The sequence below is a fragment of the Gimesia maris genome (genome assembly GCF_008298035.1).
In the GTDB taxonomy this organism is placed as follows: Bacteria; Planctomycetota; Planctomycetia; order Planctomycetales; family Planctomycetaceae; genus Gimesia; species Gimesia maris.
In genome coordinates, this window is the sequence record NZ_CP042910.1 from 4,969,956 (window position 1) to 4,987,041 (window position 17,086).

Annotated in this window: 15 protein-coding genes; 11 read left to right on the top strand and 4 right to left on the bottom strand. The window is 50.4% G+C overall.

What is annotated here, in order from left to right; translation table 11 throughout:
* Positions 1-236 precede the first annotated feature (236 nt).
* Positions 237-3,191: a hypothetical protein gene (locus GmarT_RS18215; RefSeq protein ID WP_002645480.1), complete on the top strand. Its 2,955-nt coding sequence runs from the start codon at positions 237-239 to the stop codon at positions 3,189-3,191.
* A gap of 62 nt (positions 3,192-3,253) precedes the next feature.
* Here the strand turns inward: GmarT_RS18215 and GmarT_RS18220 are convergent, their stop codons facing one another.
* Together GmarT_RS18220 and GmarT_RS18225 are read right to left on the bottom strand one after the other, a co-directional pair.
* Positions 3,254-5,074: a M56 family metallopeptidase gene (locus tag GmarT_RS18220; protein WP_002645479.1), complete on the bottom strand. Its 1,821-nt coding sequence runs from the start codon at positions 5,072-5,074 to the stop codon at positions 3,254-3,256.
* A 3-nt stretch (positions 5,075-5,077) separates the two neighbouring features.
* Complete coding sequence (locus GmarT_RS18225) at positions 5,078-5,479, bottom strand: BlaI/MecI/CopY family transcriptional regulator (protein ID WP_044237094.1); 402 nt, start codon at positions 5,477-5,479, stop codon at positions 5,078-5,080.
* A gap of 320 nt (positions 5,480-5,799) precedes the next feature.
* Between GmarT_RS18225 and GmarT_RS18230 the strand changes: the two genes are divergently transcribed.
* Positions 5,800-6,336: a DUF2251 domain-containing protein gene (locus GmarT_RS18230; RefSeq protein WP_002645477.1), complete on the top strand. Its 537-nt coding sequence runs from the start codon at positions 5,800-5,802 to the stop codon at positions 6,334-6,336.
* A 65-nt stretch (positions 6,337-6,401) separates the two neighbouring features.
* On the opposite strand, the gene GmarT_RS18235 is transcribed toward GmarT_RS18230, so the two are convergent.
* Entirely contained in the window at positions 6,402-7,328 is a 927-nt protein-coding gene (locus GmarT_RS18235) for a secretin GspD/PilQ domain-containing protein (RefSeq protein ID WP_002645476.1), read from the bottom strand.
* Positions 7,329-7,493: 165 nt separating this feature from the next.
* Here GmarT_RS18235 and GmarT_RS18240 point away from each other — a divergent pair, with 165 nt between their 5' ends.
* From GmarT_RS18240 to GmarT_RS18260, 5 genes are all read left to right on the top strand, one after another.
* A complete protein-coding gene (locus GmarT_RS18240) occupies positions 7,494-8,024 on the top strand; it encodes an SMI1/KNR4 family protein (RefSeq protein WP_002645475.1) in 531 nt (176 codons plus the stop codon).
* Positions 8,025-8,154: 130 nt separating this feature from the next.
* A complete protein-coding gene (gene lepA / locus GmarT_RS18245) occupies positions 8,155-9,951 on the top strand; it encodes a translation elongation factor 4 (protein WP_002645473.1) in 1,797 nt (598 codons plus the stop codon).
* A 507-nt stretch (positions 9,952-10,458) separates the two neighbouring features.
* The gene (locus GmarT_RS18250; RefSeq protein WP_002645472.1) at positions 10,459-10,689 is read left to right on the top strand and encodes a hypothetical protein; all 231 of its coding nucleotides are present in this window, start codon (positions 10,459-10,461) and stop codon (positions 10,687-10,689) included.
* A gap of 58 nt (positions 10,690-10,747) precedes the next feature.
* Complete coding sequence (locus tag GmarT_RS18255) at positions 10,748-11,188, top strand: hypothetical protein (RefSeq protein WP_002645471.1); 441 nt, start codon at positions 10,748-10,750, stop codon at positions 11,186-11,188.
* 40 nt (positions 11,189-11,228) lie between these two features.
* A complete protein-coding gene (locus GmarT_RS18260; RefSeq protein ID WP_002645470.1) occupies positions 11,229-11,978 on the top strand; it encodes a hypothetical protein in 750 nt (249 codons plus the stop codon).
* 202 nt (positions 11,979-12,180) lie between these two features.
* Here GmarT_RS18260 and GmarT_RS18265 read toward each other — a convergent pair whose 3' ends face one another.
* On the bottom strand, positions 12,181-13,101 hold the full coding sequence (locus GmarT_RS18265) for a sugar phosphate isomerase/epimerase family protein (RefSeq protein ID WP_044237090.1): 921 nt from the start codon (positions 13,099-13,101) through the stop codon (positions 12,181-12,183).
* Between the two features lie 333 nt (positions 13,102-13,434).
* Between GmarT_RS18265 and GmarT_RS18270 the strand changes: the two genes are divergently transcribed.
* The 4 genes from GmarT_RS18270 to GmarT_RS18285 all read left to right on the top strand — a co-directional run bounded on the left by GmarT_RS18270 (position 13,435) and on the right by GmarT_RS18285 (position 17,017).
* Positions 13,435-14,412, top strand: a complete 978-nt coding sequence (locus GmarT_RS18270) for a hemolysin family protein (RefSeq protein WP_002645468.1) — start codon at positions 13,435-13,437, stop codon at positions 14,410-14,412.
* A gap of 309 nt (positions 14,413-14,721) precedes the next feature.
* Entirely contained in the window at positions 14,722-14,967 is a 246-nt protein-coding gene (locus tag GmarT_RS18275; protein ID WP_149303064.1) for a hypothetical protein, read from the top strand.
* 80 nt (positions 14,968-15,047) lie between these two features.
* Entirely contained in the window at positions 15,048-16,025 is a 978-nt protein-coding gene (locus tag GmarT_RS18280; protein ID WP_002649690.1) for an ADP-ribosylglycohydrolase family protein, read from the top strand.
* Positions 16,026-16,321: 296 nt separating this feature from the next.
* Positions 16,322-17,017 carry a spermidine synthase family protein gene (locus GmarT_RS18285; RefSeq protein ID WP_002649689.1) on the top strand — a complete coding sequence of 232 codons (696 nt, stop codon included), beginning with the start codon at positions 16,322-16,324 and terminating at the stop codon, positions 17,015-17,017.
* The last annotated feature ends 69 nt before the right edge of the window (positions 17,018-17,086 follow it).

Sequence of the window (17,086 nt, forward strand, 5' to 3'; positions counted from 1 at the left end):
TAAACTAGGTTTAACCGTAATACGCCCCGTTCGATTGACCACTGATTGTTTTCATCCGATCGAATGGCTGAGTCCTCATTTACTGAAAACCGTTTACAACCTTGAAACGAAACCTTGATTAGCCAGTTCCGCATGATAGCATAATGAAATGACGTTTCTGATCAGAATTCAGATGTGAGAGGAAGCCTTTCTGGCATACGACCTGACCATAGCGTGGAACAGAACTGGAATTACATGTGAAAGAACATGAAATGACTCACAACGTCTCCTCAGCCTGTTTCTCTTCATCTCCCTTTCACAGTTCGCCAGTCCGTAGACTACCTCTGATCCTGATTCTGTTTTTCTCTGTAGGTAGTGAATCGGCGGCCACGGCGTCCGACGACATAACGGCTCAGAGCGGAACCAGCTTACACATCCTGGCTAATATTGACGGGACAGATCAATTACATATTTCACACCGCGCTGTCCGCTGGAAGCATGGTTCGTGGGCCTGGCCCACACATGTCGAGATTAATGGGCAACCCTGGTCTCCTCGACAACAACAGACACTCCAGGTGGGTAGTGACTCACCCTTCGTGCAAAGTCACATCAGACTGGCGGGCGCTACCATCAATAAAATTCAAGGTCGGGGTCAGGTTCGCCTGGGTTACGATGCCAACGGCTTGATCGTCCGTTTTGATGATGAGGGTCACAATGGATCTGCCAGATACGAAGTACTCATCACGTTTGCTGATCAGATTTGCAAGCAGTCAAAACAAATGATTCAAGACCTCACGTCTGAAACGGGTCTTCCGCCGAAGCCACTTGAATTGAATATTCAGACAAAGATCGACGGTGCCGACGCGATTCATATCGATTCCGATAAAGTCAAATGGACTCACTATGAATCAAGCTGGCCACGCAAAGTGTCGTTGAATGATCGAAACTGGGATCCCTATGCGGAACCAGTATTCAAACCCGAATCGAAAGGCTTTTTTATCCCGGCTGGACTGAATTTGTCCGCCGCAGAGTTGGTTGAGAAAAAAGGGAGAGGCGCGGTACAACTGCTCAAGTCTGATGATCGATTGACTATTCGATTTGACGACCGACACGCCCCAGGGAGTGACCACTATACTGCGCGAGTTCGTATCCCGATCTCTCAGCTTTGGCCTGTTGAAATTCGCTGCGACCTGCCCCAACATGTTGTCGGCGCTTCTCTGACAGTTGTGCGTTATGAAAAAGATAAGAAACGTCCCACTATTATCCCGAGACAGCATGTGTTTGATCACCTTGGGCGGACCGTTATCGCGTTACCTGCCGGCTCTTACCGGTTTGAAGTGCAACATCAACCTCGCCCGCAGGTTCTCGTGGCCTTAAAAAGCAGCCGCGTGGAAGTCGGATCTGCCACGACCGTCAGGCTTCAATCGATTCAAATTCCAACACCGCAACTGGCGGTGCAAGGTTTCCGCAGACTGGAGCTGACGCAACTGGGAATTCGATCCATCCTGCCGACCGGTGCCGTATCATGGAAACGAAACGCACAGGCAGAAAATGTTTCTTTAGTCCTCTCCAAAGACGAAAGCTACCGCATCCGAGTCTTTGGCAGCAACGAGTATGCGCAAGTCGCTTTATGGAAAGAATTGAAAACGAATGAAATTCGCCGAATCCAGGAAACAGCAGAGACCATGGTCCGGTCTTCTTTTGGCTGGCAATCAGAATCATTGCCGCCCGTCGCGGCAGGTGTGAAGCTGGATTTCCCCGACTCTCAGTATGAATTTCCTATCACGAATAACAGCTTGTTTTTAACGAATCGCCGTTTTTTGAAGCTCGGATACTGGTTCCAGATTAAGAACGGTCGCAAAGTGGTTTTTCATCCTCGGGGTTACGTACTGCCTCAGCCCCCGACCGGTCATCTGTTTGAACTCGGGGGCCCACTGGTCGGCCGCGCGAGTGCAGCAATCTTGACGAACGAAAATTTAGGAAGCCCCAACGCACGGCAATTATGGACCGATATTTGCCTCATGGATCCCCAGGGGCATATTCTGGATCACCAGAAATCATCCATCGACTGGAACTGGGAAGTACAAATGCGTGATGGCGCCGCGCCGCCGAAGCCTCCCCTGACACAGGAAGCCGTCCAGCGGTTGGGAAATGTGACTGACACGGTTCTCCTTAAAGCGCGATATCAATTGGATCAACCCGCAGAACTGGTTCTGTCTCCAGAACGTTTTGTCGCCCGGAAGTCAAAACGCGTTTCGACAACATCGCCTGCTTATATGAACTGGCGAACGTCTGCCTACCTGGCGAAGGTCGAGCGAAGCCTGAGCGAAATTGCCTCAGAACGGGAAATACCGCTCAACCCCTCGTATCGCGTCAAGTTGACCTGGTGGTTAAATGGAGGCGCCGTTGGTGGTCACGGCGGAACGACGATGCCTCTCAGCGGAATGACAGGAGACTTTAACTGGTTTAAGCATCCGTGGGCGATCTCGCACGAATTACTGCACGGATTCGGGTATGGGCACGATGAAGACATGAATCGAACAGACAGGGTGGTCCAGAAGCGTTTCCTGGAGCACAAATGGTTTGTCGCGGATCATCCGAATCATGTCCCGGAATTCCTGCTTCAGCCGAATGCGGATCTCACTGAATTTGTTCCTGGCAAACCAGTCGACCTGCTTAATCTGATCGATTTAGAACGCGATACATTGAGCGGCGAGTGGAAGCTGAAAAACGGCGTGCTGTTCACACCAACTTCAAGTGGCGGTCGACTCAAGTTGCCTGTCGAGGCCCCTGCATCCTATGAGTTGTTAATGGTCGTCACACGACTCAAAGGCCGTGATACACTGGGGCTCGAAATCGTTGCAGGCGAAAAGAATAACGGCACCATGCTGGCGCTCGATGGCTGGCTGGGACGGGCGTGCGGTCTGCATTTTCTCGATGGTCGTGGTGGCGATCAGAATGAAAGCACTTACCAGGGGGGCGTCTTTCCCGATCAGAAAGAGCATACCATCCTGTGCCGCGTCACTCCAGAGAGCGTGGAAGTCGACGTCGACGACAACCGGATCATCGACTGGCACGGGGATCCGAAACGATTCCGGCATTCTTCTGATTCGGCAGCGACCAGAGGACGAGAATTGTTCCTTGCTGAAACAAAGAATGTATCGTACCGGATCTCCAAAATTCAGCTGCGAACGATCAAATCACCAGAGTGAGTTGCATTCGATATTGACCCCAATACACTGCATTCACCTTGCTTCGGTGCAAAAGGAGAATGTCAATTACCCAATTCCTCCAGGAAGAGCAGGCGGACTTCGCGATTCTCCTCGTGGAACGTCAAGCCGGTTTGTTCAGATACGTGCTTGAGGACCAGTTGAGGGTTCTTGGCAAATTGTCTGGGAAAATCTTTCCATGTGGTGCGTTCGGAGTGATCGAAATAGGTTCGCCAGCCAATGGAACCTTGAGGCGGATTTTTGATGTCGCTCAGGACAGGGCGGCCGACACGCGAGCCAATGGCTTTGAGGAAGTCAGGGAACTTCCCGGCATCCTCTTCGCCATGTTGTTTATCAGGACCGGGACCTTCCTTACCGTAGATCAAATAGGATTTATCCTCGGGTCGCCTCCATGCAGGGCCTGGAGGGGCCGCCTGAAATGTTCCTCGTGCCACGTAGACTTCCTGGTCGACTTTTTTGAATTCGAGGGAGGCCTGCAGCTTCAGATCCTGGTTCAGCACAGAGCCGAGGCCCTCAATGATGTCTTCTGTTGATGTCCCCTTGCGGATGATAAAATCTCCGCCCAGTTTCGTGTTCACCCAGAGCTGGGAATTCCCTCCCAGGTCGACATTCTGGAGGTCTGTGAGAATCCTGACCGCGCTGAAGAGAGAAGAAGATTCATCGCCAAACCTTTGTGATTTCAGCTTCAGATTTCCTGCGTCCCAGATATAAACATTCAAACCTGTGCCGGAGATATACTTGAAGCGTTCCTCTTTTGAGAGCGTGTGTGTTTTTTCCCGTGGTTGATTTGTCACGGGAGGAGCGAATGCGACCTTTCGGGGGATGGATTCAGGCTGAGTTGTTTTTTCTTCAGCCACAAGCTGGAAATCAAGAAGATTGATTGCAAGTAGCAGCATGGGGACGACAAGCAGCAAAGTGCGTTTCATCATGGACCTTTCCGGGGGGGCAGGAGAGAGGATTCGTCGAATGCGGTGATACAATTTTCCTCCCCGGGCGGCGGATGAGGGGGAGTGAATCTGACGGGGATCACTGCCGATGCGAAACAACGCACGTGCATAATCGGCGACGGCATCCGGATTGTTGTAGAGGACTTCATCATCGCAGAGCAATTCGGCACACTCATCGAGCTTGTTGAGAGTCCACCATGCCAGAGGATTGAACCAGTGCAGGCAAACCACAAGCCGTGCGAGGAATCCTTTCCAGATATCTCCATGTCGGAGATGGGCCAGTTCATGATGCAAAATAGCCATGCGCTCTTTTTCGGTCAGGCTGGACCAGAGTTGTCGAGGAACGAAAACGCGAAATCCTCGCAGCAACAAACCGAGCATGGGACCAGCATCATGTGTGATGTGCAGTGGAATTGATTTTCGGATACCGTACTGTTTTAAGACGGCCTGCCACTCCATGGCCCATGTTTCGGTAGCTGATACACTGTTGCGAAGACGTTTTGCCGAGAAGATGCAGGCGGAAATCCACCAGAGCAAAACCAGCCCGCATCCTGTTATCCAGATCGAGGCGGCAAAAGAGAACCAGTTGAAGCTGGTTAAAAGATCACGATCCGAATTGGTAAGCATCACTGGTAATGGATTTGCAGTGGGATTGACGGCTGTAGCATCCAGCTTCCCGGGAGGTACGGATTCGAAAGAAATGCTTTTATTAATTTCACTAGGATACCAGGGAATAGCCACCGAATATTGCAGAAAAATGATGCCCTGTAGCATAACCAGTGCCCATGCTGCCTGATGCCAGCGAGGCGAGGACGGTTTGAGCCAGAGAAGCAGTCCTCTGACGATCAAAGCGGTAATGCCGAGAGCCAGGGTCGCTCTCAATACCGCATCGAATAAATAATGGAACGCTGAATGCATCCGTTAATTCCCTTTTCGGCTATTCTGTTCTGCAACGTCTAAAAGTTTTTTGAGTTCCTGGACTTCATCGTTTGTCAGCGATCGTTCCGTGATCAAGTGCTTCATGAGCGGAACCACTTTTCCGGACGTGAGTTTTTCGAGAACCTGCCCGAGGTATCCTTCCGTGGCCTGGTGCTGTGTTGCGACCGCCTGGTAGAGAGCCGGTCGCTGGTCGCTTTTTGTTACCAGCCCCTTAGCGGCTAACCGATTCAGACGGGTTTGCATCGTGGGATAGGCAATGGGCTTTCCGAATTCACGGAAGGCCTGGTGTGCTTCAGCGAGAGTAAGCGGACCTTTATCCCAGAACATACTCATCAATTCCATTTCTCCCGGGGATAAATGGACAGCTTTTTTGCTTTTAGTCATCAGGAACTCCATTTTATTACATGTGTAATATTCAAGATTATATTACTTGTGTAATAAAACACAAGAGCAAGCCGGATTTTTATTGTTCAGAGCAACTCTATCGTTTTTCAACCTCGTCAGTGCAAAGAGCAGCAGACCCCTGTCTGCATGGTGATTTGGCACTTGCGCCTCGTTCGATTATCTCATCCTGGCTGTGATGTTGACCTTCCCTCAATCCCTTGACTGCGGCAAAGGTCTAGATGTTTTTATTTGATAATCGATAGTAATTCTGATAGGTTAAAACAGAATTCAATTCTGTGTGTGTTATTAGTGATCTGCCAATGAAACAGTACCTCACGACATTCGCTCTACTGCTCGCCATTGGTTGCAACGGCGAGCCCCCCACGAAGTCGCGACAGACATCAGATAACGCCTTCACCGCCCGGACCGAAGCCATGCCACCGCGACTCGCTGCCAGTGTTGTAACTAAGGAAACGCTTACCGTCGGCGTCGAAACAGTCGTCCAATCCGACTCTTTAATGGGGCGGTATCAGGTAGTTTTTGAAGATGATGGCGACACGGGCTACTTTTACGCCCTCGACACGGACCAACCAGAAAATCCAATCATCGACGCGTTGCACATCTACAACGTTCAGTCTGTGACCGATAGAGACAAACCCTCCGAGATGCATATCATCTGGTCAGGCGATGGAATGAAAGCAGCACTCTTCATTAACTCCTATCCGCATGCTGTTTACAATTTCTCTGAAGGGCTGGGGTGTTGTCGCACTGGATTCCCACCACCAGCCGACGCATCCGCGACGCACGATTGGGATGAATCACAGCTGGCACATTTTTTCGCTGACGAAGACAAATAACCAGCCAATGCACTGGGGTCGCAGGCCGTGGGGTTCTGAAAATCAACTTCGTTTACTGCGGTCAGCTAATCAATGGCAACCGGTGTGACCATAAACAGCGTGACGGTATCTTCCGAAGAGGTGGTATCTGATTTCGCATTCACCACCTGACTTTGGCCACCCGCAGGCGAAACGGTTCTGACCACAAGTGTTTCCCCGAGGTTCATTTCCGCCTGTGTGTAGATGCGCCGCACCGTCAGACCGGGAATTGTAAGACCATTCACTTTAACCGCGTTCGCGTAGTCGCGTTGCGAGATCTCCGGGCTGAATTCGAGCTGGATTCTTCCATTATCAAGCAAACGCGGCTCCACCTTACAAAACACGCCGAACCGCTTCCACTCGACCGAAGTTTGATTGTCCCCTGCAGGAATCAAGACAGGATATTTACCGCCGCTCATTGACGTTGCTGATTGACCAGAAACAGTGACTATTTCCGGACTTCCATGCACCACCGTCACCCTGCCCGCTTTTTTCAGTTGCTCGATGGCTTCTTCTGCATTCTTAAAAATCGAGACGGTGGGATCAGGATGACTTCGTTGGCCGTTTGTAGATTTCACTGGCTCAGCTGCTGCTGCAAATTCTGCTGCTGCTTTGCTGGATAATTCAAGAAAGCGACAGCGACAGAGAATTTTGTCCGGTCTTCCCGTCAGCTGTCGCAGTTGTTCCGACTGCTTCTGAAGCGCTGTAATCTGTTTCGCTAACTCAGCGCGCTCTCGGTTGATGCGTTGGTTGATCTGGTCTGTTAGCTCTCGCAGTTGCTCTGCTTCTTCACTCAGACCCGCAGCTTTCAATTGCTCCTTCGCTCTGCTGAGGTGATCCAGGGCCGACAGACTGTGGCTCTTGCCGGTCACTGCTGGGGAAAGTCTCTGAGGCTCAGGGCACTCTTCCGGTTCGGCACCGAAACTGATCGTCGTCAGAGACAACGCAAAAATCATGGTATAGCGTACAAACATGCTTAGGCTCCTTTGACGCGAATTCTATTTGAACTGGTCGTTTTGAGTCAATCCGGGTAAATTGAGGCTAGCGGATCAGTGTCTGCCTGCGTTCCGTTTTTTTTGTTACACTATGACACGATTTACGTTACTTGAATAAGATGTCGTTATAAGTATAGGAAGCTGATGAATAGTAAAGATATAAAAAAAGGCTTTCCCCCCAATATCCCATTTCCCAGAGAACTCGAGCAATTAATCGACTGGACCAATCAAAATGGTTATCCCATCAGCGGTTACTTTGAGCTGCGTGCTGGCGACAAAGACACCATGTTCTACTGGTTTGGATTTAGAGATGTCGATGAGAAACTCGCTCAATTCGGCGCGGGTGCGGATGGCTCCCTGTATTGCATCTGGGATGCCGGCGATCAGAGTTTCCCCGTTGTGCATTTAGGTTCGGAAGGGGACGGCATCAAAGTTCTCGCTGCGAATTTTAAAGATTTCCTGCGACTGCTTGCCATTGGGTACGGCGAACTCGGATTTGAAGATTTATCGAAACCACCTGTAGGAAGTGAACCGAACTTAATTTTTCAAAACTGGGTCAAAAGTCAGTTCAACACCAATATTCCCACGAATGGTTCCGAATTCATTAGGCTCGAAGAAAATGGAAAATGTCAATTTGCGAACTGGGTAGATCACGTATGCGAGAAATATAACTAATGCAGGTGCCAGCAAGGAAGCATGACCTTAAACAGGTCCATCAGGAAATCAGACACCGTTACCGCCGCACCATCCACATCGACTGGCTTCTCAGTTGTTTTTTTCCTCTGCTTTCTGCTAAAACTACGCGATGAAACATATACGAAACTTCTGCATCATTGCCCATATTGACCACGGCAAGTCCACGCTCGCCGATCGGCTCATTCAAACCTGTGGTGGCGTATCGCTCCGTGAACTGCATGAACAAATGCTCGACTCGATGGAAATCGAGCGGGAACGGGGCATTACCATCAAGAGTAATTCGATCACCCTCAACTACCGGGCCCCGGATGGTGAAGACTATCTGTTAAATCTGATCGATACGCCGGGCCACGTCGATTTTTCACATGAAGTCAGGCGATCTCTGATGGCCTGCGAAGGCGCCTTGATCATAGTTGATGCCTCTCAGGGAGTCGAAGCCCAGACGGTCGCGAACCTCTATCTGGCGCTGGAACATAATCTGACTCTGCTGCCGGTGATCAACAAGATCGATCTTCCCGCCGCGGACATCGAACGGGCGCAGGAGGCCATCGACGAAGAACTGGGGCTCGACCCTTTCGAAGCGATCCCGATTTCCGCCAAAAACGGGATTGGTATCGAGGACGTATTACAAGGCATCGTCGAGAAACTTCCTGAGCCCCAGGGCGATCCGGACGCACCGCTGAAAGCACTCGTGTTTGACGCAATCTACGATAAGTTTCGGGGCGTGATTCTGCAGTGCCGCATCATGGAAGGCACTCTCAAGCCGCGCGATACGATCCATTTCATGCACGCTGGTCGCGACTTCACAGTGGATGAAGTGGGTTACAACCAGATGAAACTCATTCCCAAAACTCAGCTCAGCGCCGGTGAAGTCGGCTATGTTGTCGCGGGAGTCAAAAGTGTGCAGGATATTGAGATCGGCGATACGATCACCCTGCTGAATCGTCAGGCCGCGGAGCCGATTCCCGGCTACCAGCCAGCCCGACAGGTTGTCTTTTCCTCCATCTATCCCATGGATACGGGGGATTACCAGGAGCTGACCAAGGCCCTGGAGAAGCTCGCGATCAACGATGCTGCGCTCACGTTTGAAAAAGACAGTTCCGCAGCCCTGGGATTTGGCTTTCGCTGTGGCTTTCTCGGACTGCTGCACCTGGATGTGATTCAAGAGCGTATCCAGCGCGAATTTGACATCGGCCTGGTGATCTCTGCCCCGTCGGTCAAGTACCATCTGACTTTGAAAGATGGCTCTACGCTCGAAGTCGACAACCCCTCTTACTGGCCCGATCCCACGGCGATCGATTCAGCCAGCGAACCCTACATCAAAGCCTCGATCCTGACTCCCGAGACGTACGTCGGCCCGGTCATGGAACTCTGCCGGGAACATCGCTCGGAAAGCCAGACGATGAATTACCTGTCCGCCAATCGGATCGAAGTCACCAGTGTGATGCCATTGGGAGAGGTCCTCTTCGACTTCTACGGCAAACTGAAGATGATTACCCGCGGCTACGGATCGTTTGACTATGAGCCGATTGAATATCGAACAACCGATATTGTGAAAGTCGATATTCTCGTCAACAAGGAATCGGTCGACACGCTAGCCTACCTCGTGCATCGAGAAAAAGCCCGCCCGCGGGCGCTGCACTATTGCGAACAACTTGCCAAAGAAATTCCCCGGCATCAGTTCAAGATCCCGATCCAGGGCGCCATCGGAGGCGAAGTCATCGCCCGCACCACAATCGCACCGTTCCGCAAAGACGTCACCGAAAAGCTGTACGGCGGCGATGTGACGCGCAAGAAAAAACTGCTCGAAAAGCAGAAAAAGGGCAAAGCCAAAATGAAACAGTTCGGCAGCGTCAATATCCCCCAGAAAGCGTTTGTCTCCGTCCTGCGCACCGATAAGGATTAGGGAGGCAGGCGAAGTTTCCAAAAGGGAGTCTTCAATATTCCACTTCTTCAGACTCGAGTCATTCAACGGAACTTCTTTTACGTTGTACCTTTCTGCATAGCAGATTGACAACTGATTTGAGATCACACAGAATTACAATATCCCTGTCATTATTGGGTTTTGTCGAAGCATTCTACCTCATTCCAGTTTGGCCACCTGAGCACCAGGATGCCCGAAGAACAAAAGAAAAAGCGGAGACCAGGACGGATTTGTCCGGTCTACAAAGGCACAGGCCTGGATAGCACATCGCCGCTATACGACTGGCGGACACGATGATCGTTCTTGCAGTTACTGCCACGGCGAATGTTACATCGATCAAGAGGATGATAGCTTATCACAGCGTGACGAGAGAACGACCTGAGGATTCACTTTAGCAGGTTACTTTATTCCACCACTCTGAATCATCTCTCAACTTTTCCATAAGACCTCATACAGCTTCTTCCTGACTACAAAAGAGTATTTAAACAAATGAGATTCGTGTCATTCCATACCAAATTGTTCTTCACCGACATGCCGGACGAGCTGCTGGATTCCTGGTTCATCGGAGGAGACTGCTCCGGCTGGTTTTATGCGAGACTCATCCCATACAATCAAATGGAACCCGATCTGGAACCAACGATGGAAGATTGGGGATGGATCATGACCGTCAAGACGAATGAAAACGGCCTGAATCGCCTTAAAGGTGTCGTTTTTTCTTGATTCTCGAGACACTGCCGTTTGAGTATGGTGTTGCGTAATAACGCTGGGAAGCAAAATCATGAATTTTATTTATCAGACAGCGAAAAAAACCATTGCAATTTTTGGGTTCACATTATTTGTTAATACATTAACTGTTATTCTGATTTTTAATATCTCATTTCGTAGAGATGACCCCTATCTCATTGGATTTTTTCCAGCAATATTTTTAGTACCAGGATGGATTTTTTATTTTATTTTTGAACAATATCCTAAACCTATTATCAATAAATATTCTGCGTTTCTCTGTTACTCAATTATTCCACTCTTGTATTTTTCCATTGTATTTATGGAGGGAGGGGAAGGTTCAGGTTATGGATTCATTTTTGGGATCTATTTTTTGGCGGCTACTTTATTGTCTCTGCCTGTATTGAAACAACTGGATAAGCAGTACATCATCTGTGTATTTGTGTTATCAGGACTTCTTTACCTTTTGGGTTTATCGTCATCATTGATAAGATAGAAATCAGCCCCACTAAGAATTAGACAACCAGTAGAGTTCCATGGGTGAATCAACCAAATCCGTATGTGCATTACTGATGATCGTGAGCGGCATCGCCGGAGCACTCGCATGGACGGCCGATCGTCCTGACGCAATGACATGGGGATTTCGCATAGGCGGCCCGATCGCAGCAATTTTTGCCCTTGGCGTGATCCTCAAACTGCAATTTCGTGCTGATCTCGAACACGATTATTTGCGAGCTCTCACGGGAACCTATTTCAATCGTAATGACTTTTGCTTTGCGTTTGTTGTGACCCCCTATGACGGCATCGCGTTCATGGACGCCTATTTCCAGACCCAACGGGACAAACCTTGTGTTGGACGTATTGCCTTGCGCCCCGCCCGTGGCTTCTTCTTTACTCGCGCAAAGATTGATGCAATAACATTCGAGGTCGAATGCCCACCCGCGGGATTCGGCTTTGCCCGTATAGCAATCCCGATTCCCCTCAAGCTGCAAGGAAAACGACAATCATTCGAGGTGGGCGCATCTGTTCGCTATCCGGATGGTAAAGGACGCCGCGTCCGTTTTCACGACGGTATATTCCTGCGATCCAACACGAATTTTGGTAATTCGTTTGGTACTGCCTTAACCGTTGCCGGTACTGCAACAGGTTCGATCGCCCTGTCCCAACCCGCAACTGCAACCATTGATTTGCCTGTTGGCGTCGCCGAAGATCTTCCGGATAACATCGCACCAGAAATTAAAATACTTTGGCAACTCGGCGAACCACCACTCGAAAATGTTTCATGATATATCGGTGAACCGGAGTTGGCTGATCAAAGCAACATTTCATAGTAAATATTTTTCGGTAGCTTCGACGCATCGGTCGTTGCAAAGAAGCAAGTCACATCGACCATCAAACTGTCCAAGTCGATGCAATCGAAGTGAGAGTGATAGAAGACGCTTCACGGCACAGTCGATCCTGCACCGCAAAGCGTCTGATTCATCGATTTCAGGATTGTGTCGTCAAACCGAACACGCGATCCATGTTGGCGGAGATTTCTTTCAGGCGTTCCAAATCCCCGCCAGCGACTTCGGCTGCGGCCCAGCCGGCGTACTTGATTTCTGCCAAAGCCTTGCGGACGTCGGCCCAGTCCAGATCGCCTTCGCCGATCTTGGTGAACTTGCCCATTTCGCGTGAGAAGCCTTTCAGGTCCAGCTTGATGATCCGTTTGTTGAGCTGCCGAATCCAGTCACCCATGCTGCCATACTTCCAGTGATTGCCAATGTCAAACTGCATGCCAACCCAGGGGGAATCGAATTCGTCGATGTACTTCACAAACTTGTCTGCAGTCTGAGTGTGGTCCCCTCCGTGGTCGTAGCAGAACTGGTTCCAGACATTTTCAACCGCGATAGGTACGCCCAGTTCTGCCGCCAGAGGAATTGCCTTTGAAATATTCTCAACCGAGCGTTTCCAGATCTCTTCTTCGGGGCCGTCGCTCCCCTTGCCCACCACCAGCAGGACCGTATTTCCGCCGACCGCATGCGTCTGACGCAACGCTTCTTTCAGACTCTCCAACGCTTTCGCACGCACTGCGGGATCCGGATCGGTATGACGCACACTCCAGTGGCTGGAGTTAACAGACCCGTCTACAGGCAGCCCCGTCGCTTTGATGGCAGCGTTCACTTCTTCGACGTTGATGCCCGGCGTATTCAGTTCGATGCCATCAAAACCGGCTTCCTTCGCCAGCGCGAATTTTTCTTCCAGCGACTTACCCGCTTTGACCATCCCGATCTTCAGCGTCTTATACAGGCGCCCCTTGAGATAGCCATCCTGACTCGCTGCTCCCTGGGCAACAAACGGAGAAGAAGCAGCAGCGGCAGCCGCTAACAGCATAAAATGGCGACGAGAAAGTGAATCCGATGTGAGCATGTCAACTCCTTGATATCTGGTCGTGTGGCAGTCGATTTCAGTTTGAAGGCTACAATAGTAAAAACAAGTGTCTCTCTTTAAGACATATTGTAACATTCTTTACGAATACATGGCACTGAGAATGTAGATGCTTTTCGAGGGGAAACCCAAATATCTAACATGGCCCGCTCTGAGTCCTCTTCCGGTTTTTCACTGATGCCGGATGATAAAATAGCGGTCCCGTCTGGTGTAGAAACCTTCTCTGTTCAAGACGTTGCAATGCGGTCGTATATGTGACATAGTCGGCGAGGAAATACATTCTCACCAGATTCTTATTGCAGGGGAAGTGAGTTCATGGTTTGGCTGCTGGGTTCCATTCTCATATTTATCGCCTTGTCCGGGTTGATGGCTGCCGTCGACGCCGCCGTTCTGAGCGTTTCGCATCCTGAAATTGATGAACTGATTCAACTTGGCAAACACGGTGCAAGACGGTTGCGGAAAGTAAAGCAGGAACTGACTCATTCACTGGCCGTGATCGTGATTCTCACTAATCTGATCAATGTACTCGGGCCCATTCTCGTCAGCCAGCAGGCTTTCAGACTTTACGGGGCACAGGCTCTGGTTCCCATCACGATCGTGCTGATGCTCGGAACAATCGTCTTTTCGGAAGTCATTCCCAAGGCACTGGGATCTCATTATGCGCCGCAACTGGCGCGTTGGGCAGCTCCGATGATTCGTGCATTGGGTGTCGCCATTTATCCGCTCAGCGTGGCACTTGCCTGGCTCTCGAACAAGGTAAAACGGGGACAAAGAAGAATCGGAACGGAAACACAGATCCGCGCGCTCGTCAAACGGGGGCGAAAGAGTGGTTACATTGAACAAAACGAAGGACATATGATCTTTCGGACCTTTCGTCTGAACGATCGGAGGGCCCAGGATATCATGACACCGCTGGAACAGGTAATTTCCATTCCCGCTGCGGCTACGGTCAGCGAAGCGGCAAAGCTTATCAGCACGCAGGAGTTTTCGCGCTACCCGGTGTTCCAGAAATCTCCTCACGAAATCCAGGGGATGCTCATCACCCGCGATATCCTGAAGATGCTTATGGAGGGCAAGACAGAGGCATCCGTTACAACAATCAGCCTTACTCCCTTCGTCGTCAGCAGTGAGATGCGCGCTGACGAACTGCTGCTGGAGTTCCGCACACGCCACCAGCATCTGGCCATCGTTCAGCAGCGGGACCAAACAATCGGCATTGTGACATTGGAAGACGTACTGGAAGAAATCGTCGGCGAAATTGAGGATGAGAAGGATGTGGCAATGAGACAGTAAAGCCGAAAGAATCTGATTTTGAGTTGAATCTGCTACTTCTTTGTCGACCGCCCATTACATCAGAGATTGCTCAATGACCGTCGTTCCCGTCTGACGGGGAGTTGGGGCGATCCGCAGTGGTTCTGCTGCGTGATCCTGAGAGAAAAAAGGAGCAGCATCCGCTGTAATGTCTGTTTTAACTGAATAACCCCGACATGAACATCAGGGTACGTGACCACAAGTTGACACTATACATAATATCGGATAGATTAGGATAGAATCAAATTCTGTCTATCAATCATAAGAGCCTATAAAAATAAGGAGTTATCTATGGGAATATTAGTTGCGATATTAATGCTGATTGGCGGCATTGCCATAGCGGTAGGTGGAATTTGGTTCATCATCGTCACTTTTCAAGAGAGTGTTCTTTGGGGACTTGGTTGTTTATTCATACCTTTTGTTTCTCTCATTTTTCTTTGCATGCATTGGGATAGGGCGGGTAAGCCATTTCTGATCCAGATTGCAGGTCTGGTACCTTTTATCATTGGCGCGGCTTTATCAGAACCTGGCGTATAATTGATAATAAACAAAAATCCTGATAGCTTTAGACAGAATCAAATCCTGTCTATCAATCGTTATGCGCCCCAGTCGATCCTATGAAGCTCCCAGCAAAGTCCATAGTACTCGGAACGCTCCTTGGTGGTGCTGTAGGTGACGCGATGGGGGCGCCGTTTGAGGGACTGTGGGCCGACTCAATTCCATCGGCTGACTCTTTGGCTGCATCTTTCCATAAATATCACGGTTATCCCAATGGCCAATACACCGACGACACTCAACTGACGCTTGCGACAATCCAGTCTATCGTCGAGCAAAATGACATCGTTGTTGCTGATGTTGCCCGGCAGATAGCTGAGCTATGGCGACATCATTCCGTCATCGGTCCCGGTGGTGCCTGTACTCAAGCCGCCGAGCGATACCTTGCCACCGGTGACCATCGTAACATGGGCGCTCCAGTTGGTCAGGCTGGCAATGGTACCGCAATGCGTACCGCCGCACTGGGGCTTTGGTTTGCCAGCAACCAGTCACTGATTCCGGTGGTCGCTGATGTCTCGCGTATCACACATCAGGATTCGCGAAGCGTCGCCGGGGGTGTCGCAATCGCAATGGCGGCAAAACAACTGTCGTCAGCCAGCGACATCAATCCACACTCATTCTGTAGAATACTCGCAGACGCTTGCCATGACATCAATTCCGAGATGTCTGACCTGCTTCAGCTATTGCCGAATCATCTGAATGACGAAGCTGCGATGGATTTCATCGCCCACGCCGGACAGCGCACCCCGGAATTCGAGAAACCAATCATCACTCCATTCGTAATACCAACGGTATTGGCTTCCATATATAGCATCCTTACTTGCCCGGATTCCTGGCTCGAAGCTGTCACATTCGCCGTACGCCTGGGCGGCGATGTCGATACGCTGGGTGCCATCGTAGGCGCACTGGCTGGAGCACGGCACGGTATAGATTCGATACCGCAGAATCTGATTGACTGCCTGCAGGATTCAAGAGACATTGAAGTGCTGGCGACCCGCTACCATCTGGCGATTCCTGCTCAAGACGAATCCGGCGGATAACAATTGCGTGAATCAGAGTCTCTGACTCATGCCGAGATGGAAAACCGAAGTAGCTCGCTGGCGCGTCACCATCCCTGAAACTCGTGGGAAGCCTGATTAGAAGCCTTAAAAGTGGCGAATATGAACCTTATTCCCAGAATTGGTCCCCGGCAGGTCAACTCATCCTTCATTGCACAATCAGATCCGATGAGACGATTCTTGTATGAGCGTGCCCCAGCACGTACAATGAAAAGAAATTAGATACGCAACGTTGCCTGTCAGGCTGACCATTCATTCCTAACGAAACCCTGTTTTCTTTGAAACCTCCGTTCTTCGAAATCCTCGCCTACGAACCCACCGAACTTGGCATACTCTGTTTGCGTCGTCGTGAACTGCTATGCGAACCAGGGACAATTGTCACGGAGGTCACGCTCAATCACGAATTCCTGATGAGCAGTTACCTGACGGCTTCTGAGAAGGCGCTGTCGGAAACCGCTTTGCAAATGCATTCAGGATCCGCCTTGCACGTACTGGTCGGAGGGCTCGGCCTGGGTTATACCGCCTGGACAGCGCTCGAGTCCGATCGAGTTTCCCATTGCGAAGTTATCGAATTTCTTCCGCAGGTGATCCACTGGCTGGAGCAAGGGTTGATTCCGCTGTCAGACAAGCTGAACGCAGACCACCGGCTCAATGTCACTCAGAGTGACGTCTATCAGCGACTCGCCAGTCCGCCGAAACAGAAACATGATCTAATCCTCATCGACGTGGATCATTCGCCGGATGACAACCTGGACAAAGCCAACAGTCAATTCTATACGGTCGATGGATTGCAGCGTGCGAAGCTGCATCTTGAAGCAGACGGGCTGCTAGGTGTCTGGTCGTACGCAGAGAGTTCGCGGTTTGTCGATGCATTGCACGAGGTGTTCCGCGAAGTTCGTATAGAACCCGTAACCGTTTTCAACAATCTGATTAACGAAGAGCAGACCGACTGGCTGCTTTTTGCTCGTGACTGAGTCTGCTGCAGTCGATACTGAATCGACTTTTTCTTTACTCAACGGGGCGTGGTGCCTCACACTGAAACG